The organism is Nostoc sp. DedSLP03, from assembly GCF_034530815.1.
Lineage (GTDB): Bacteria > Cyanobacteriota > Cyanobacteriia > Cyanobacteriales > Nostocaceae > Nostoc.
The window spans coordinates 74,009-93,519 of record NZ_JAVRCK010000004.1 but is presented as its reverse complement, the minus strand read 5'-3'; the positions used below and the strand labels follow the sequence as shown (position 1 = coordinate 93,519).

The 19,511-nt window shown below is 40.6% G+C and carries 15 protein-coding genes; 8 read left to right on the top strand and 7 right to left on the bottom strand.

Annotation, left to right across the window (positions count from 1 at the left end; all coding sequences use genetic code 11):
* Positions 1-6: 6 nt before the first annotated feature.
* Entirely contained in the window at positions 7-1,929 is a 1,923-nt protein-coding gene (locus RM368_RS03195; protein WP_322692709.1) for an Hsp70 family protein, read from the top strand.
* 84 nt (positions 1,930-2,013) lie between these two features.
* Positions 2,014-2,838, top strand: coding sequence for a M90 family metallopeptidase (locus RM368_RS03190; protein ID WP_322692708.1), 825 nt, complete (start codon positions 2,014-2,016; stop codon positions 2,836-2,838).
* A gap of 277 nt (positions 2,839-3,115) precedes the next feature.
* Here the strand turns inward: RM368_RS03190 and RM368_RS03185 are convergent, their stop codons facing one another.
* The 3 genes from RM368_RS03185 to RM368_RS03175 all read right to left on the bottom strand — a co-directional run bounded on the left by RM368_RS03185 (position 3,116) and on the right by RM368_RS03175 (position 5,422).
* Positions 3,116-3,538, bottom strand: a complete 423-nt coding sequence (locus tag RM368_RS03185) for a CVNH domain-containing protein (protein ID WP_322692707.1) — start codon at positions 3,536-3,538, stop codon at positions 3,116-3,118.
* A 649-nt stretch (positions 3,539-4,187) separates the two neighbouring features.
* Positions 4,188-4,643 (bottom strand): EVE domain-containing protein, encoded by a 456-nt coding sequence (locus RM368_RS03180; protein WP_322692706.1) that lies wholly within the window; start codon positions 4,641-4,643, stop codon positions 4,188-4,190.
* Positions 4,644-4,777: 134 nt separating this feature from the next.
* Positions 4,778-5,422: a class I SAM-dependent methyltransferase gene (locus RM368_RS03175; protein WP_322692705.1), complete on the bottom strand. Its 645-nt coding sequence runs from the start codon at positions 5,420-5,422 to the stop codon at positions 4,778-4,780.
* A 128-nt stretch (positions 5,423-5,550) separates the two neighbouring features.
* Between RM368_RS03175 and RM368_RS03170 the strand changes: the two genes are divergently transcribed.
* The gene (locus RM368_RS03170; RefSeq protein ID WP_322692704.1) at positions 5,551-7,209 is read left to right on the top strand and encodes a glycosyltransferase family 39 protein; all 1,659 of its coding nucleotides are present in this window, start codon (positions 5,551-5,553) and stop codon (positions 7,207-7,209) included.
* A 10-nt stretch (positions 7,210-7,219) separates the two neighbouring features.
* Here RM368_RS03170 and RM368_RS03165 read toward each other — a convergent pair whose 3' ends face one another.
* Positions 7,220-8,947 carry a hypothetical protein gene (locus tag RM368_RS03165; RefSeq protein WP_322692703.1) on the bottom strand — a complete coding sequence of 576 codons (1,728 nt, stop codon included), beginning with the start codon at positions 8,945-8,947 and terminating at the stop codon, positions 7,220-7,222.
* Between the two features lie 477 nt (positions 8,948-9,424).
* On the opposite strand from RM368_RS03165, the gene RM368_RS03160 reads away from it, so the two are divergent.
* From RM368_RS03160 to RM368_RS03140, 5 genes are all read left to right on the top strand, one after another.
* On the top strand, positions 9,425-9,892 hold the full coding sequence (locus RM368_RS03160; protein WP_322692702.1) for a MarR family transcriptional regulator: 468 nt from the start codon (positions 9,425-9,427) through the stop codon (positions 9,890-9,892).
* Between the two features lie 161 nt (positions 9,893-10,053).
* The gene (locus RM368_RS03155; protein WP_322692701.1) at positions 10,054-11,526 is read left to right on the top strand and encodes an HlyD family secretion protein; all 1,473 of its coding nucleotides are present in this window, start codon (positions 10,054-10,056) and stop codon (positions 11,524-11,526) included.
* A 130-nt stretch (positions 11,527-11,656) separates the two neighbouring features.
* A complete protein-coding gene (locus RM368_RS03150; protein ID WP_322692700.1) occupies positions 11,657-12,916 on the top strand; it encodes an MFS transporter in 1,260 nt (419 codons plus the stop codon).
* A gap of 170 nt (positions 12,917-13,086) precedes the next feature.
* Positions 13,087-14,682 carry a DHA2 family efflux MFS transporter permease subunit gene (locus RM368_RS03145; RefSeq protein WP_322692699.1) on the top strand — a complete coding sequence of 532 codons (1,596 nt, stop codon included), beginning with the start codon at positions 13,087-13,089 and terminating at the stop codon, positions 14,680-14,682.
* A gap of 50 nt (positions 14,683-14,732) precedes the next feature.
* A complete protein-coding gene (locus RM368_RS03140) occupies positions 14,733-15,314 on the top strand; it encodes a Uma2 family endonuclease (RefSeq protein ID WP_322692698.1) in 582 nt (193 codons plus the stop codon).
* Here the strand turns inward: RM368_RS03140 and RM368_RS03135 are convergent.
* The 3 genes from RM368_RS03135 to acs all read right to left on the bottom strand — a co-directional run bounded on the left by RM368_RS03135 (position 15,311) and on the right by acs (position 19,416).
* Entirely contained in the window at positions 15,311-16,090 is a 780-nt protein-coding gene (locus RM368_RS03135; protein WP_322692697.1) for a Uma2 family endonuclease, read from the bottom strand. The genes RM368_RS03140 and RM368_RS03135 overlap by 4 nt on opposite strands.
* A 542-nt stretch (positions 16,091-16,632) precedes the next feature.
* Positions 16,633-17,313, bottom strand: a complete 681-nt coding sequence (locus RM368_RS03130; RefSeq protein ID WP_322692696.1) for a tetratricopeptide repeat protein — start codon at positions 17,311-17,313, stop codon at positions 16,633-16,635.
* Positions 17,314-17,442: 129 nt separating this feature from the next.
* On the bottom strand, positions 17,443-19,416 hold the full coding sequence (gene acs, locus RM368_RS03125) for an acetate--CoA ligase (RefSeq protein ID WP_322692695.1): 1,974 nt from the start codon (positions 19,414-19,416) through the stop codon (positions 17,443-17,445).
* Positions 19,417-19,511 lie beyond the last annotated feature (95 nt).

Here is a 19,511-nt window from a genome sequence, read left to right as displayed (position 1 = left end):
AAGGGTATGGAAATTTTAGAAACAATCGGTTTTGATTTGGGACACGGTGAAACGGCTATAGCTAAAGCGATCGTGGAAAGCATCGAACCCCCCCAGATGCTGGAGATTAATAACAAAAAAAACCAAATTACAGCCCTTGGTTGGCATCCCAAACTCGGTTATCTGGTCGGCGAACAAGCATTAATTCAAGCTGGTGTTACCCAACTGACAATCTCTTTCAAGCAAAAACCCCACAACGATCCCAAATATCGGGAAACAATTAGTACTTTTGTAGCAACCTACTACCGACTTTTGAAAGAAAGCAACCAACTTGCGGGTGGAGAAAGTAGCTATTTTTACATTGGTTGCCCTTCAGGATGGACAGTTAGCGATCGCACCGAATACCAAAAGCTACTTCAAGAAGCTGGCATTCCCAAACTAAATGTTGTACCCGAATCGCGGGCTGCTTTCATGCAAGCTAAGGAAGCCGGGAAACTGGAGTATGACAAACTTGTTGCATCGGTGCTAATTGTCGATATTGGTTCTTCAACCACAGATTTTACTCTGGTTAAAAGCTTAGAAGAAATCCCGATAGATTTCGGGAGTAATACTTTAGGTGCATCCCTAATTGACAAAGCTATTTTTGCCCGGACTCTCGCCAACCACGAACAAAAAGTATTACTCGAAAAAGTATTTCAGGAATATCCGCATCACCAAGCTCGTTGTGAACTTGCTTGTCGCAAAGCTAAAGAAGATTACTTTTCTAATGAACAGTTATACAGCGATCCTGAATCCTTTGCGCGTGGGTTCGAGTCGATCAACGAACAGATTTATTTTATTCCCCAAGTCAATAAATTGCTGATGGAGGAAATCTTAAACCAACCCTTACCTGAATTAGAGCATCGTAGTTGGATTAAATCATTTCGTGACTCTTTAACCAAGGCGAAAGAAAAGCTGGAAAAACTTGGAATCGTACCGAAACTTGTGTTGATGACTGGCGGTGCATCTCGTATGAAGTTTACGCACGTTCTTTGTCAGGAAATGTTTCCCGAACCAGAAACCCTGCTTCGCCCCGATCCAGAGCCGGAACGGTGCATTGCAATGGGTTTAGCAAGAGTAGGACGATGGGATCTGCGTGCTGCTGCTTTTAAGCAAGAAGTCAACCAACTATTTACCTCGAACAAGCTTAAAGGTTTGATTGAAAGACATATTCCAGAGTTAATCGAATCACTAACTAAGCCTTTGGCGGATGGCTTGATTGTCAACGCAGTTAAACCAAGTTTAAAAGATTGGCAAAAAAACAAAATACGGACTTTAGCCGATTTGGAAACAGCTTTGATCGGTCGGGCAGAACAGTGGCTCAAAAGCGATCGCGCCGTGCAGATAATTAATCATCAATGCGCTTCTTGGTTTAGCAATAAAATCCAACCCGATTTAGCCGCACAAACCGATCCAATCTGTCGAAAATTTCAGATACCTAGAAGCAGCTTAAGGTTCCAGGATAGTATTGACCCAACTTTTGTTAACCCAGAATTACAAATTGGAGATGCTATTCTGGCTGAGACAGTAGCATTTATTGTCAATATAGTAATTGGTGGAGGCGCTGTGGCTAGCATCATTACTCTCATCCTAACTGGGCATTTAACCTGGCCGATTGCACTAGTATATGGGGCTTCGTTGATGGCAGCAGGAATGGAGCTAAATCGTAAGGGTGTTCAAGAAGTAATTAAGACAAATGTAGATGTACCTAGTTGGATTCGTTCTAATTTTTTGAGCGACAAAAAAATTGAGGATATATGCGAGCAAATAAAGCCGGAGTTAGAGAAAGTTCTTCAAGAACAACTGACAGCAAATCAAGAGGCTTTTGATAAATTGATTGTCAAAGTTGAGCAAGGACTTCAAAACAGCCTTTCTGCCAAGGTTCAATCTTGCATAATTCTGATTCAATAGCGGTAGTCAGTGAGGCACAACAATAACAATTATTCTAAACTTTCTGCTTACTAGGGAATTAAATATGTAAATTGCTCAAAGTCAATGATTCAAACAATAGTTGTATTTATCATCATTGGGATGATTTTGATTGGTATTTTAGTCAATCCCGTTCTAGTTAAAAGACGAAGAAACCGTCTCAAACATCGTCCTTTTCCTCCACTATGGAATGCCATTATTGAAAATAATCTTCCTATTTATTTGTGTCTCTCTCCCGATGAACTCAGACGACTTCAGGGACATATTCAAGTATTCTTAGCAGAAAAGCAATTTATTGGCTGTAGAGGATTACAGATAACGGAAGAAATGAAACTGACTCTTGCTGCGATCGCTTGTTTACTTCTATTAAATGAACGTGGGCAGTACTTCCCTAGACTTCGTTCAATTCTGGTGTATCCCAACGCTTATTTTGTTCAGGAAACGAATTCCGTCGGAAAATATGTTGTTGAGGAAAAGCGTGTGGCAAGACTGGGTGAATCGTGGACAAATGACCAAGTAGTAGTGTCTTGGGAACAGGTGAAACAAGACATTAATAACTGGAGAGATGGACGTAATGTTGTGCTTCATGAATTCGCCCATCAATTAGATCAAGAAGATGGTAAAGCTGAAGGAGTTCCGATACTGAAAAACAACTCAGACTATACTATTTGGGCAAAGGTGATGACAGAAGCATATCAGCAACTTTGCAATGATGTTCTACAAGGTGCAAAGACGGTAATGGATAGCTATGGCGCAACAAATCCCGCAGAATTTTTCGCCGTAGCAACTGAGACATTCTTTGAAAAACCGCACCAATTGCTGTCTAGGCATCCGGCACTTTATGAGCAACTACAACGTTACTATCAATTAGATCCTGTGCAATGGGCGTAAACTACGACCATAAGCTACTAAATATAACCTCAGCTTCAGAATTGCATGAGTCGGAATAGCAGCCTTGTCATTGAGGTCGGAGCTATTAGTGGGGATCGACACCGGTTTTCTTCCGGCTCTAAGAGCTAGTTAGCTAAATCCTGTTACAGCTTTACGTAGCACGTAGTGTTTGCTGCACGTGAATTACCCAACCTGATTTTAAAATTCAGGTGGAATAGTTCATTTACTCAAAAGGTTCGGGCAGCAAAGCTGTCTCTAATTGCATCCTACTTGCTACCTATGAATACTTCAAGACTCCATTAATATTCTCGATTCCCCGAATCCGAATTGATGTTGGGTTGAATGTGCCATTTATTCTACGACAACTTGCTGATAGGGTGGCTCCAGCAACACCAATGCTCGGACAAGAATTTTGATAAGTGCTAGGGGCTGTGGATCTACCAGTATACCTCAATTTCCCATCAATATTCTCGATTCCCCGAATCCGAATTGATGTTAGGTTGAATGTGCCATTTATTCTACGACAGCTTGCTGTTAAAATATCTCCAGAAACACGAATGTTCCGACAAGAATTTTGATAAGTACTAGGAGAGGTTGGCCTTGCAAAAGCAGCATCAATGGGAATTGTAGCCAACATCGCACTACAAGCAACAAGAGTTATTAAACGTGGTGACTGACTTAGCTTTGTGAGATAAGACACGAGTATTCTCCTTTGATAAATTGAGTTTTATCGCTATCAATACCTTCGCAAAAAATAGAGGTCGTCTAGCTTTTGGCGAAATAGTCCAACGCCAGACCGTGGTTGACTGTTAGGCAAAACGTAAAGCCCTAGTCCAAACGGACACGATACTATAAATTCCTTATACAAAAACCACACAGGATTTTACACGCTTGTTTTTGCTATAAGGCAAAAAACAAGCGTGTAAAATCTTAGGTTTGATCTAGGCCAATAGTCGTAAATTGGCGAAGGTATTGATTGCCATGAATTTCGTTTATTAGTAGAACTAAACCGTCAATGCTTAATCTATTTAATTCAAATTTTATAAGAATTAATCTACAAAATCAAGGCAATACAGCTTGTTTCTAAAATATAACTACAAGAATTATGTTTTGATTATATTAACTTTTGAAACGTCTAAGAGCATTTGTAATCTTCAATAGCAATACTAATTGTTTTTAAGATTGCAATCTATCAGATTCACCCAGACCTATAAGGAAGATGGACTGGAAGTATCATATTTGGTAAACATTTGGAGAAAGGCTTGCATAAATTGGGGTTTTCGTACAGAAGACTAAGAGCTAAACTTTCAAAGATTTATCCAACCCTGCAAAATTAATGCGATAGACCACTAGGAGGTTTTCATCGCTAGAATCTTCAAAGCCACTGCTTCAGGGACGGGTATCACTGATAACCGATTTCCTTGTTTCACCAACATTAATTCTTCGGCGCTAAACTTCTCTTTGAGTATTGATAGCAAGATGGGGTTAGAAAAAGTTTCAACGAATTCTACTACAACTGTTTGCCAGCGAGGTGATTCGGAACTCGATTTCGGGTCGTAGTATTTACTTTCTGGCTCAAACTGGGTCGGGTCAGCAATATCTTTTTTCACTACACGCATTAACCCGGCGATACCGGGAGTATTCGTGCCGGAGTGATAGAAAAAAGCTAAGTCTCCTTCATCCATAAGGCGCAATAAGTTGCGAGCTTGATAATTGCGAACGCCGTCCCAGATAGTCTCTTTCTGCTGTTGAAGGTCAGCAATGCTATAGGCTTCTGGTTCTGATTTCATTAACCAATAATTCATCTACAGAAATTATCTATATACAAAAGCATTTTAATTTTGAGCAGGTAAATAAGTTCGTAGTAAGGACTTTAGTCCTTATTTTTTAAGCACTAAAGTGTTTACTACAAACCCTCTTGCACTAGTGAATATTTGGCTTAACTGCGGTAAGCTATGACGGCATAAAACGGATCTCCTCCAGCTGCACCCAACCACTGTAAAATATTCGGTAATGTTGATTTATGAGCTATCACTTCTGCGGTTGTAAATCCTGGAACTGACGCGAAGTAAGCTTTGACTAATTCGACTCGCTGTCCTTCTGAAGCCTCCCGCCAAGCTTGAATCGCCTTTTCAAAAAACATCCGGTTAGAAAAGCTGATAATTGCAACACCACCGGGTTTTAGAATACGGTAAATCTCGGAAAATACTGCTTCTGGATATTGCACATATTGCACAGATACGCAATTGAGAACAGCATCAAAATCTTCATCTGGTAAAGGTAGCTGGGGATTTTCGTTAAGATTTTGCACAAAGTAGTGATTTAAACGGGGATTTCGTGCTAATTCCTCAGCGTTGAGTCCGTGTCCCTCCACATGGTCAAACTGCATTTCTTCTGGTAGATGAGACACCCAACTGCTCATCATATCAAAAATGCGGGTGTTGGGTTTGAGGCGATCGCGGTATAAATCCGTTAGCTGTTGAATAAATCCTTCATCGACATGGGTGACGAAGCGAGGATAGGTGTAGAACAGTTTATCGTCTGTGTCATCTAATTTCAGGCGCTGATTCGGTCTTAACTGCATAAATCTCTGTTTTGGAGTACTGTTTCCGAAATTTGCGGCAATTTCAGATACTTTTTCACAAACACTATGTAACATATTTTAATAACAGCAAAATACCTAAATAGCAGTATTCAATTTTTATCAATTCAATGTTATATAAACTACACTTCTTGCAGCATATTTGGCGACAAATCCGCCTAGTCGCATCATTACCCTATTTTAGTTTGTTAGTTTGGATACTGCCTTTATTACTATTTACTTCTGGACATAATAGCTTGATGGCACATGATGAAGCGCTTTATGCATCGCGTGCGCGTCTGATGTTTGATTCTGGTAATTGGATAGCTCCTTGGGAAACAGCACATCATAAAACTCCTGGCCCTTATTGGTTAATTGCCAGTTTCTACAAGCTGTTTGGTATCAGTGATACTAGTGCGCGTCTTCCTAGTATGATTGCTGGCATTTTTAGCTTGTGGCTTGTGTATGAAATTGGCAAAATTATGCTAGGCAAAAAATTAGGTTGGCTGGCTGCTGCAATTTTAAGCGTAGAATTTCTCTGGCTACAATACTCTCGCTTAAGTACACCTGATGTACCGATGGTTCTCTTGGTGCTTTTAGCTATTTTGTCTTTAATCAAAACGGAATTATATCCCAAATATCGCTACTGGTGGAGTTTTATAACTGGTTTAAGTTTAGGTTTAGGCTTCTTAGTTAGAAGCTTTATGATTTTTTTGCCAATTATAGCTTTATTACCTTATTTAATTTGGGAACATCGCCGTCATCGTCATCTTACTAACCCAAGTTTATATTTAGGTTTTTTCGTAGGTTTAATACCTACCTGTGTTTGGCTGTGGTTAAGCTGGCTGCACTACGGAAATAGTAGCTTTGAAGAGTTACTCAAGTTTGTTGTACAACTAAGTTCTGAAGAGCGGAAACATAATGGGCTACTATTCTATGTCTGGAATATTCCTGTAAACGCATTTCCTTGGGCTTTTTTCGGACTTGTAGGTTTGTATTTAACTCTCCGTTGTCCCATTCCTCGTTACCAGTTAATATTAGTTGGCTTTCCACTTGTTTTATTTGTAGAAATTAGTATTTTTAGCACTCGTTTATCTCACTATAGTCTTTGCCTTTATCCGTTTATCGCTTTGTTGGCATCTGTGGGTTTAAGTTGGTTAGGCAATATTTATCAAATAGGAATTCCCCTACAATCACCTCTTCAAAAAAGTAAAAAAAAGATATTGAACCTTTTTGCCAGAAATCATCTTCCCCGAAACCTCAGTTATGGCTTGGGTGGATTAGGTGTTTTACTTGTTATAGCGAGTATTGGCATTTTTAGCTGGGGTAGTTCTGATATCCGCAAGTATGCAAGTATTGGCTTGGCTATGGGCTTGGGTTGGTTAATTTTACCTGTGGTGTGGATTGCTCGTTACCACTTTGATAAAAAGTTTCTCACAGCGCGTTATTGGATTGCAGGTTGGTTAATTCCCTGTTGGCTGGCTTTGGCGGCGATAGGTAGCATCGGTCTGTTAAGTGATTATAACTCTGGTTTAAAAACTTTTTTACAACAAAGTGCGATCGCTTCAATTCTCCAATCTCATCCTACGTACTATGTGGAGATGGACGCTAAAACAAAAGTATTACTTAATTTCTATCTTCCTACTCGTCCTCAACCAGTAGTCTCTATTTCCCAAGTACCAGCTTTGAGCTATGCTTGGATCTATGCTAACCAGTCTTCTGAATTATCTCGACCTCACCACATTATCGGCGCTGTCAAAGAGTACCAGTTGATTCAAGTTCTTCCCTAAGACATTATATTCAAGTTTTCGCTACTGCTTTGATACATTCTGTTTTCAGAAGGACTAAATTATCAGTCTCAAAAACTGCACAAGAGTTAATTAATGTTGCTAAAACAGGTAAAGTCTTCTGTAAATTTGCGTTCGCTTGTTGTGCGGCTGGCTGATATTGTTGTAGCCAAGTGTTTTTAGTTATATATTCTGGAAGGAATGCAGAACGTTCTAATAACCAAAAAGTTATGTGGTATTTTTGAATAAAGTCTTTAATCTGATTAATATCATCAGTATATTGGGCATTAATCAGGTCAATCATCCGCTGGCGAAATTGAGCGTAATATTTTGTATGGATCGGTAATGCATATTCTTTACCCACCAAAATTGTTCTTTGAGCAAAGATGGGTATGTTATCTGCTTCTTGGGAAGTAGAGGCTATGACAATGTTTTGCGGTTGCTTTTGCAAAAAATTATATAATGTTGGGGCTTGACCTTCTAAATAAGGAGTTTTAGGAAAAACTTTTAAGCTACTAGGGTACAAAACGAGTCCTGCACCAAGGATAGTAATAGTTCCTAAGATTAAAATTTGTCTGCCATTTTGTCTCGACCATCGCAATGCAGCATCTAAAATTAAGGTAATAAAGATTGCTGCTGCAAGAGCAAGTACTATCTTAAAAGTATGATGGGTATAGCGGCTAGGCCAGTGCAGTTTAAAAGCTAAGGCATGGGCAGTAAAAAACATGATTAAACTAGCTATTACTACCTGTAGTAATAGTTTGACTTCATCCTTTACTTGTTTGGTTAGAAGAAAGTGAGACTGGAATTTCAGGATAATTGGTAAGAATAAACCAAATAATAGTTGAGGAGGTGCAATTAAAGCAAAAAAACCGCTATCTCTACCATCAAACCAATAACTAATAATATTATGAGTAAAATACCTGAATCTTCCTCCATCCCAGTACTCTGGCATAGTTCTCGCAACAGCAGCAGTAATTGTCGGGCCAAATTGTGATGATTGAATAGTATAAGGTAAAATTAGAATGCCAGCAGTTATAGTGGCTGCTACAAATAAAATAAAATCTTTTCGGTTATGAGAAATAGCTATCTGCCCATTCTGCCAGCGAAATAGTCTCAAAAGTAAAATTAATAAATTGATAAAACCTATAATAGGGTATATTAAACATTGAAGCGCAAATACAATTAATATACCTAATACCGAAGACCGGATTAAATAATATATAAAAGCTAAAACCAGGGGATAAATAAAATCTCTAGGTGTAGCAGAAAATAGGTCATCATGAAGGCAAAGGCTTTGATTTAAAAGTAAAGAGGCGATAAACCCTGCCATTGGTACTGGTAATATCTCCATACAAACTACAAAACAATAGCTAGTTGTAATTAGTCCCAGTACTAATGGAAAAATTTTGCCAAATAAAATTGGATCTATATTTAAAGCTGCAATTATTTTATAAATAATACCATACCCAATTGGTGTCACCGATTGAAAATAATCAGCAATTAAATCCCCAGGAAATAAATCTGGGTTCAAGTAACGATAGACCCAAGAAATATATTCCCGTGCATCGTCGCTCACTATATATTTGCTGGTGAAAGCTTGTCGCAGCCCCATCAAAATATAACCAACAGCAAAAGTTAGACTGAGACTGTACCAAAAAATAACAGTCAATCTAGATTGATGTCGGCTTTTTTGAGTAATAGGTGTTGTTAAAAATTTTTGTAATAGTGAAATTAGCATTGCACGCGTCTATGTCTGAATAAATTATGTTAATTAGGAAAATCAAAAGCTTTTTTGAATTTTTCTGATTGTACAATCTTCAAGTACTGAGCGGTCATTTATCAAGCCAATAATTCTAGCAACGCTCTGTTTTTTGCCCGGAACGAAAGGTTATGAAAGCCGAACTAGTCTGGATTAAGCCGGGGACTGGCAAGAAGGAATAAAGGTGTACTGAGTTTTTTTCACGCAATCAAATATGAGTCCTATATCTTCCCATTCATATCCAACAAGTAGCCTCTATTTCGCAAATACCAGTTTTGAGCTATGCTTGGATCTATGCTGACCAGTCCCCTAAATTACCTCGGTTTTACCGCATTCTTGGTACAGTAAAAGAGTACCAGTTGACTTAAGTTCTTCCCTAAGATAGATGTAAAGCAACTATTGCTAAAAGAAATTAATTTAGTTATGATATAGTACGTACACTAAGTATTTTGCTAAATGGTTTCTACATCTAATCACTCTCCAACCTTAGAGTCGTGGCAGCAAAATCTGGCACCATATAATTTGGGCTACAGAATCAAATTAGTCTCACAACTGCTGAGTCGCAAGTTTACTGAGAAGCTAGAACCTTTTGGACTGACGCCATTTCACTGGTTAGTGTTATGCTGTCTTTGGCAAGAAGATGGTTTACCTACTTCTAGTATTGGGGACAAACTCAAACAAGTGGGAGGAACTTTAACAGGCGTACTAGATCGGATGGAAGAACGCGGTTTAGTGCGTCGCGAACGCGACACTCAAGATCGGCGCATCTGGCGAATCTGGCTCACGGATGCAGGAAAGGAATTAGAAGCTGTTTTACCGCCAATCGCCGCAGCCGTGCGTGATGAAGCAATGGATGGTATTTCTTTTGCCGATCGAGAACTGTTTTCCCAAATCTTGAATCGAGCGATCGCTAACCTGTCTTAAAGATGATTTTATAATCACCCGACCGGGGGAGGCAGTGTAAAGATATGTTTTGAGATAATATTACGCATACTAAGGAATAAGGATTTTTTTCAGGGAAAACTACGCATTCTAAATAAACGACTATTAATCAAGTTATTGAACGGGCAAACGAGGTAAGAATCATGGGTGCTAATACTTTAAACGGACGCAACGGACACAAAACCCCAGTTTTAGAAAAAGAAGTGATTCCCGATTTAGAGAGTTTAGAAACTGTTACTACAGAGACATCCGCAACAGCAGAAGCACCTGTTGTAACTCCTGAGACAGAGAAAGAAGTTCCAGCGAAACCGAAGCGGAAAAGACCGACTGGTTTAATTTTGGCAGGATTAGGCGTGGGTGCGATCGCCGCAGGTACTTTTGGTTATCACTACTGGCAATACGCCTCCACCCACCAAGAAACAGACAACGCCACCGTTGCGGGAAATATTCACCAAGTTAGTAGCCGCATTCCTGGAACTGTAAGTGAAGTGCTGGTGAATGACAACCAACTGGTGCAACCGGGACAATTGTTGGTGAAGTTAGATCCACGGGACTATGAAAGTAAGGTACAACAGGCACAAGCCGCCCTCGAAAATGCTCGCGGTCAAGCGCAAGCGGCTCAAGCAAATATTGCCTTAAGTTCACAAACCACCACTGGTAAGACAACTCAAGCACAAGGAGATGTCAGTGGTGCAGTAGCAGCAATTTCTACAGCCCAAGCAGCAGTACAAGAAGCCCAAGCTGGGATTCCTGCCGCTCAAGCAGCAGTGCAAGAAGCTCAAGCTGGGATTCCCGCAGCCCAAGCGCAGGTAGCGCAAACAAATGCGAATTTGGAAAAAGCCCAAGCAGATTACAATCGTTACAACGAATTGTATAAAACAGGTGCGATTCCTCGTCAGCAACTAGACACAGCGAAAGCCGCTTATGATGTAGCTAAAGCACAGAAAAACGCTGCGATTCAAGGAGTACAACAAGCGCAAGCCCAGTTAGCCTCCGCCAAAGTTGGTGTCGCTAAAGCCCAGTCTCAATTAGCACAAGCGCAAGAAAATGTCACCAATGCCCAAGCTAAATTGGCAGCATCTAAGGGAGGATTGCAACAAGCGACCGCAGGCGGACAAGATACCACAGTTAAGCGTAGTCAATACGAAGCGGCAAAAGCAGCGATCGCCCAATCAGAAGCATCGCTCAAAGACGCACAATTGCAACTATCTTATGTAAATGTTACCGCCCCCAGTGCTGGACGGGTAGGTAGGAAAAATGTGGAAGTTGGCAACCGCGTCGCAGCAGGAACACCATTAATGGCGATCGTGGATAACAGCTATTGGGTAGTTGCGAACTTCAAAGAAACCCAATTAGAAAAGATGCGCCCAGGGGAGCCAGTAGAGATCAAGCTGGATAGTTTCCCTCATCACAACTTTATTGGTCGTGTTGACAGTATTTCGCCAGCTTCCGGCGCTCAGTTTGCCTTATTGCCACCGGATAATGCTACAGGTAACTTTACCAAAGTCGTCCAACGCATTCCCGTTAAAATAGTTTTCGACCAAAAGAGCATTCAAGGATACGAATCGCGGATTACTCCGGGGATGTCTGCGGAAGTTGCGGTGGAAGTCAAGTAATACCAAATCGGCTGAAAACAGATGAAAAACCTCCTTCTACCTATGACATTCTCTTACATCTAAAGAGAGGCGTGTAGAGATAAGGTGAAATGATATCTATGAAAGCAGATTGGTATAAAACAAGCCTGAGATGAAAAAACCTCTACTACCTGCATTAAGGTCAAGAAACTACCAACTGTTTTTTGCTGGGCAAGGTATTTCCCTAATTGGGACATGGATGACGCAACTTGCCACAATTTGGCTAGTTTATGACTTGACAAAATCCCCATTCATGCTGGGAGTTGTGGGATTTTCTAGTCAAATTCCTAACTTTTTTTTAGCTCCCTTTGGTGGAGTATTTGTAGATCGCTTTTCTCGGTATCGCACCTTAATTGGTACGCAAGTCTTGGCGATGATTCAATCGTTAACATTAGCAGCGCTGGCGTTAACTGGAGTGATTGAGGTATGGCACATCATCGCCTTGAGCTTGTTTCAAGGATTTATTAACGCCTTAGATGCGCCAGCCCGTCAAGCTTTTGTGCCAGAATTAGTTGAACGCAGAGAAGATTTAGCCAATGCGATCGCCATCAACTCTACGATGTTCAACGGTGCTAGATTAATTGGCCCTGCGATCGCGGGTTTATTAATTGCTGGCGTTGGAACTGGCTATTGTTTTTTGATTGATGGTTTGAGCTACGTTGCTGTAATCGCCGGTTTATTGGCGATGAAAGTTAAACCTTGGAAAAATTCGGAAACTGATGGTAATCCCTTACAAAAAGTCAAAGAGGGATTTGTATATGCCTTTAGCTTCTCACCCATTCGATCTATCTTGTTGCTATCAGCTTTAGTCAGCCTGATGGGACTGCAAAACACTATTCTCGTCCCCGTTATTGCCGAACAAGTTCTTAAAGGTGGTGCAGAAAGTTTAGGGTTTTTGATGGCGGCATCTGGAGTTGGAGCCTTAACTGGTGGTATTTATCTAGCTACGCGCCAAACAATCTTAGGAATTGGGAAATTAATTGCTTTAGCTCCAGCAATTTTAGGAACTGGTCTAATTGCCTTTTCTTTATCTAGATTTTTACCACTCTCTTTATTTACAATGTTATTTGTTGGCTTAGGAACAATTCTTCAGATTGCTGCTAGCAACACATTTTTACAAACCATTGTTGAAGACGATAAACGCGGGCGATTGATGAGCTTATACACAATGTCATTTTTGGGAATGATTCCCGTGGGTAATTTATTAGGAGGTTTTTTAGCAAGTCGTATTGGCGCTCCTAACACTTTAATGATTGATGGGATAGCTTGTATTTTAGGGTCAATTATTTTTAGCAGACAGTTACCTGCTTTAAGGAAAATAATGCGTCCAATTTATGAGCGAAAAGGCATTATAACGGCTCCAGAAGGTTAAGAGAAATAGCCACATTTAAATTTAATATTTATGCGAGCAAGGCTTGCTATAGTAATTATTTTTTATTTTTAGTGTTGCTGATTCAAGCTCACGCATAGGCAAAGAACATATTAGTATAAAATTCAATAATAAAGTTTTTTGCTACTTCACCTTGAGACTGGAACAAACTTATGGCTAATACAGGTGTAATTCGTCAGCAAGGGCAAAATCCTGCTTTACCACCAGAGCGTGTACCGCTAAAAACTTGGATTGGCGTATTAGCCAGTATGCTTGGTGCATTTATGGCAGTATTGGATATTCAAATAACTAATGCTTCGCTGCAAGACATTCAAGCAAGTTTAGGAGCAACTCTCGAAGAAGGTTCTTGGATTTCTACCGCCTATCTCGTCGCAGAAATTGTGGTAATTCCTCTAACAGGATGGTTGTCACGAGTATTTTCTCTGCAACGTTATCTGTTAGTAAATACTGCACTATTTATCTTCTTTTCTATATGCTGTGCTTGGGCATGGGATCTTAATTCCATGATTTTCTTTCGCGCCTTGCAAGGCTTTAGCGGAGGAGTTTTAATTCCCACTGCTATGACAGTTGTCTTAACAACTTTACCTCAATCAAAACAATCAGTTGGACTGGCTGCATTTGGGTTTAGTGCAGTTTTTGCACCCTCAATTGGCCCGACATTGGGAGGTTGGTTAACTGAAAATTTTGGTTGGGAATACAACTTTTATATAAATGTAATTCCAGGAGCATTAATGCTAGCTGGTGTTTGGTACGGAATTAAGCAAGAAAAACCCCAAATTAATTTACTCAAACAAGGTGATTGGTGGGGAATTATTGCGATGGCTATTGGCTTAGGTTCCCTACAAGTTGTTTTAGAAGAAGGTAGCCGCAAAGATTGGTTTGGTTCAGCGTTGATTGTGCGCTTAAGTGTAATTGCGGCAATTTTTTTGGCGATATTTTTCTTTATAGAATTAACTCGTAAACAACCATTCATTAATTTACGGCTTTTATCTAGACGTAACTTTGGTTTAGCCAGTATTGTTAATGTGTCTTTGGGAGTAGGATTGTATGGTTCAATTTATATTTTACCGTTGTATCTCGCTCAAATTCAACAATACAATGCTCTGCAAATTGGTGAAGTATTAATTTGGGCCGGTATTCCCCAACTATTTATTATTCCCTTCATACCAAAATTGATGCAACGCATTGACGTGCGTTTCATGGTAGCTTTTGGTGTGACTTTGTTTTCCATCAGTGCATTTATGAACTCTGGAATGACTAATGAAACAGGGTTAGATCAACTACGCTGGTCGCAATTTGTGCGCGCAATGGGACAACCCCTAATTATGGTGCCGCTTAGTTCTATTGCTACTGCTGGTTTGAGTCCGAAAGAAGCAGGTTCAGCAAGTGGTTTATTTAATATGATGCGGAATCTAGGCGGTTCTATTGGAATTGCTTCTTTAGCAACTTTATTAGCAAATAGAGAGCAATTTCACTCGAATAGATTGGGTGATGGAGTATCTTTATATAATCCAGAAACTCAACAGCGAATTGACCAAATGACACAGTATTTTGTCAGTCGCGGAGCAGATTTAAGTACAGCCCAAAATCAAGCGATCGCATCTATATCTAATATAGTCCGCCGGGAAGCATTTGTGATGGCTTTTAACGATTGTTTCTACTTTATTGGCATTGCTTTGTTAGTTAGTGGAATTGCTATTTTATTCCTCAAAAAGGTGAAGCCAAGTGGTGGCGCTGTTGCTCATTAGATTTGTGTCGTATGGGTTAAAATGTTTGATAAAACTAGTAAGGTACTAAAATGGTCATTAGCCAAAGTGAGTACTATATCTCCCCAGAAGAATATTTAGAAGGCGAGAAAGTAAGTGAAATCAAACACGAGTATATTGATGGGCAAGTCTACGCAATGGCAGGGGCGAGTGATGCTCATGTCACAGTTAGCATGAATGTATCTATGTTACTGCGAAACCATCTCCGGGGTAGTGGTTGCCGTGTTTATATGTTAGATATGAAAGCACAAATCGAGGCTATAAATCGCTATTTTTATCCCGATGTAATGGTGACTTGCGATCCACGAGATAAAGAATTTGAATATTTTAAGTGCTATCCTTCCTTAATTATTGAAGTCCTTTCTGAATCAACCGAAGGTTATGACAGAGGAAAGAAATTTGCTAGTTATCGACACTTAGAATCATTACAAGAATATGTGCTAATTTCACCAGATAGAATGAGTGTAGAATGCTTCCGTCGCAACGAACAAGGACAGTGGGTACTTTACCCTTATGAACAAGGGGGAGAAGTGCATTTAGCTAGCGTTGATTTTCGTTGTGCGATGCCAGAAATATATGAAGATGTAATATTAGTAGATGAGAGTATTTCCTAATCTAACATTTCTGGATCAATTCCTAAAGCATTGAGTTGTTCAGCAGAAAGCGATCGTAACTTCTCTGTAATTAAGAGCCGCTTTTGTCGTTCAGTTTCAGCGTTTTGTCGCTCAACCACAGCACGTTCCTCACCTGTTAGCAGTAAATTTCCTTGTATATCCCACCACCGCAACCAAGGTAACTCTGCATTTTGATAAAATCCTTGCCAGATTCCTAACTCTACGCCCATAGGAGCAATTGGGTAATGTCCTCGTTCATTGGGTTGCATCAGTTGATAAGTATTATCGAGTAGGTGGTAAACTTCTACTTGAGCTTTTGCTACTTCATAAATTCCATAATAAGGCACTCGAATTGCCTGCTCATAAACCCAAAACTTACCAACATTTCCACCTTCACCTTGAGATGGCGGTGTGTTATCTCGTTCTTCTGAACCATCTCCAGAGACAAATTCAATCACAATCAAGGGCGCAACATACTCTTTCCACAACACATAAGAACGGCGCATTTTACCGTTAAGTGTCGGTGGTACATTGGGTACATAAAACCAGTCTGGTGCTTCAGCCCCTTTCTCAGGAGGATCTGTCAATCGCCAGTAGATACCAGAATCTTGTCCAATACAATATTGACCGTCAGGATGAAGTTTCTCTAAAATAGGTTTAATTGAATCTGTGATTAAAATACTTTGCGGATGCTCCTGAAGATTTTTCACGAATGTACCGTCTGAGTCTGGTAACTGGGTGTGATCCGGTAAAGTTAATGCCGATAGGGAAGTCATAGGCTTTAACGAAGGTTTGTCTGATTTTTATTGTAGATTGCTATTTTGCTATTTTTGAATAGACGTGCTACTAAGTTAAATGCCATTTATATAACAAAAGTCAATCTTTCTATATAAAAAAAGCTATTACGATTACTGCGGATATTTTCTATATCCTCACAATCCTTCGCATTCGGCTTAACTATAGACAATAGAAAATGAGAACCTATTGCTCGTAAATCGTATGGTATTACATCAGTTGGTATATCAAAAATCCATCCTATGCCTGCCCATGCAGTATTTTCCGAACGTTCCCAGATTACCCTTGTGTATCTCCCGTCCATGTGAAAAATCACTCTTACAGTTTCTCTGGCTAACAGAAATATTTCATTCATTACAATACAATATTCTGTTTCGATACTTTTTAGAGGGTGGGCTAACCCACCCCACAATCATTACAAACCAAATGCAAAATTCCGCAGTAATAGATGCATAATACCCGATCGCATTTCTAGCAAAGCATCTTTAAAGCCGATCGCAGCAACTCTTCTTAACTATGATTTTCATGAAACACCAGTATCCTCAGCAGTTTTGATCTCTTTTAAAATTCGTTCTACTTGGTTAACTTTTTCACCTCTATTCTGCTCTTTGAAAATATTTAAAGCTTTTTCTAAAGAAGATAGCGCCTCATCTTTTTTATTTGTTTGCCACATTGCTAGTGCAAAATTAGTCAGTGCCTCGCCATAATTAGGATTAATTTCCAGAGCTTTTTTATATTCAGTAATGGCTTCTTGCCAGCGACTTTGACTTGCGTAAACCATACCGCTTGCATTGTAGGCTAGAGCATATTTTGGCTTAAGGCGAATGGCTTCTTGATAAGCGCTAATTGCTTCTTCTGATTTTTTTTGCTGAAAAAGCACGTTTCCTAATTGAAAGTGCCCAAAAGCATCTTCTGGGAATTTTTTAATAAATTGGCGTAAATTTTCTTCTGCACCTTTAAAGTCTCCTTGACTATACAGAGTATTAGCTTGTTGGATTAGCTGCGATCGCTCTGGTGTATCTGTACCTGAAGCTTGTGCTATTTTTTGTGGTTGTCTCTGTGCAGACTGTTCTGGCGAATGCAAAGAAACTTGTCTAGGAACCGCTAAGACTAATGGTGATATTCCCATTACACTGATAATACTCAGCATCATGCAGCTAATAGGTTGAACAAATGCTGATTTGGATTTGCACTTCACCTTCATCGCCCTGAATGCCTCAATAATGTTCTAATCTTTATGATAAATTGGTCTGCGTTAGCGCGTAATGCCTCACAAGAGAGACGGTAAGGGCGCACATATATATGCGCCCTTATTAAGCTAATTTGGAATTATTTACACACCTTCTCGTAACTTATCCAACACACCCCGATCTTCCAATGTAGAAGTATCTCCAGATACCTCTTGTCCAGCAGCTAGATTCCGCAGCAAGCGGCGCATAATTTTACCCGATCGCGTTTTGGGCAAAGCGTCTGTAAAGCGAATTTCTCCCGGACGTGCGATCGCACCGATTTCTTTGACAACGTGCTGCTTGAGTTCTTTACTCAGTTCTTCACTTCCCTGATAAGTGCCTTCTAAAGTCACAAAAGCCACTACTTCTTCACCCTTAAGTTCATCCGGTTTACCCACTACCGCCGCTTCTGCAACTGCTGGATGGGAAACTAAGGCTGATTCTACTTCCATTGTACCGAGTCGATGCCCTGAGACATTCAGTACATCATCCACACGACCCATTACCCAGAAGTAGCCGTCTTCATCAAGTCTAGCGCCATCACCAGCAAAGTAAGTATAGTTCCCATTTTGGGGCGGAATGTGTTCCCAATAGGTGCGGCGGAAGCGTTCTGGATCGCCGTAAACTGTCCGCATCATTCCTGGCCAGGGATGGCGCACTGCCAAATAACCACCTTCCTTATTGGGTACGGTGTTTCCTTCTAAATCCACGATATCTGCAATAATTCCAGGGAAAGGAAAAGTTGCCGAACCGGGTTTAGTGGGAATTGCTCCTGGTAGCGGTGTAATCATGATACCGCCGGTTTCCGTTTGCCACCAAGTATCAACTATTGGACAACGTTCTCCACCAATAACTTTGTGATACCACATCCAAGCTTCGGGGTTAATCGGTTCGCCGACGGTTCCCAGCAAACGTAACGAAGACAAGTTTCGCGCATTCGGATGTTGTTCGCCCATCTTAATAAATGCCCGAATTGCCGTAGGTGCAGTATAAAAAATATTCACACCGTATTTTTCAATTACATCCCAGAAACAGCCAGGATTAGAAGTCCGGGGCGCACCTTCATACATCACCGTGGTTACACCGTTGGAAAGCGGGCCGTAGACAATGTAGCTGTGTCCCGTAATCCAACCGACATCGGCGGTACACCAATATACATCTGTATCTTGCAGGTCGAATATCCACTTGGTGGTGATATGGGTATACAGATTATAACCAGCAGTTGTATGCACTACACCCTTCGGTTTGCCGGTGCTGCCAGAAGTGTAGAGGACAAACAGCATATCTTCACTGTCCATCGGTTCGGCGGGACAATCTGCTGATACACCTTTTTGCAAATCATGCCACCAATGGTCGCGTCCGCCCAACTGCATATCAGTTTCTTGTCCGGTGCGCTTGACAACTAGGACATTTTCAACGCTGGGAACAGCACCATCAGCCAAGGCTTTATCTACCTGTGCCTTGAGAGGAACGATCGCATCTTTGCGCCAACCACCATCAGCCGTGATTACCAGTTTAGCTTGAGCATCGATTAAGCGATCGCGCAAAGCTTCGGCACTAAAACCACCAAATACCACACTATGGGGTGCACCGATTCGGGCACAAGCTAACATGGCGATCGCAGCTTCGGGAATCATTGGCATATAAATACCAACGCGATCGCCTTTTTGTACGCCTAGTTGCTTCAATACATTGGCAAACTGGCAAACTTCCCGGTGCAGTTGGGCGTAGGTAAGGGTACGGGAATCACCTGGTTCTCCTTCCCAAATCAATGCGGCTTTATTTTTGCGCCAGGTAGTGAGATGTCTGTCAAGGCAGTTGTAAGAAATATTCATCTTACCGCCAACGAACCACTTAGCAAAAGGTGGTTGCCAATCTAATACTGTGTCCCATTTTTGGAACCATTCTAATTCTTTTCCAGCTAAATCTGCCCAAAATTGCTGCGGATCGGCTTTGGCTTGGTCGTAGAGACGCTGATAGTCATCCAGACTTTTGATATGGGCGTTCTGCGAGAATTCTGAGCTAGGATGAAAAAGGCGGTTTTCTTGTAGGATTGATTCTATAGTTGGTTGAGCCATGATTACATTTACGAGCGGTATTGTTACTGAAAACTATTTTTAGCTTAGTTGTGCTAGACGCTGTTTAGATTTTCGTTAAGCTAGATAAAAATTGC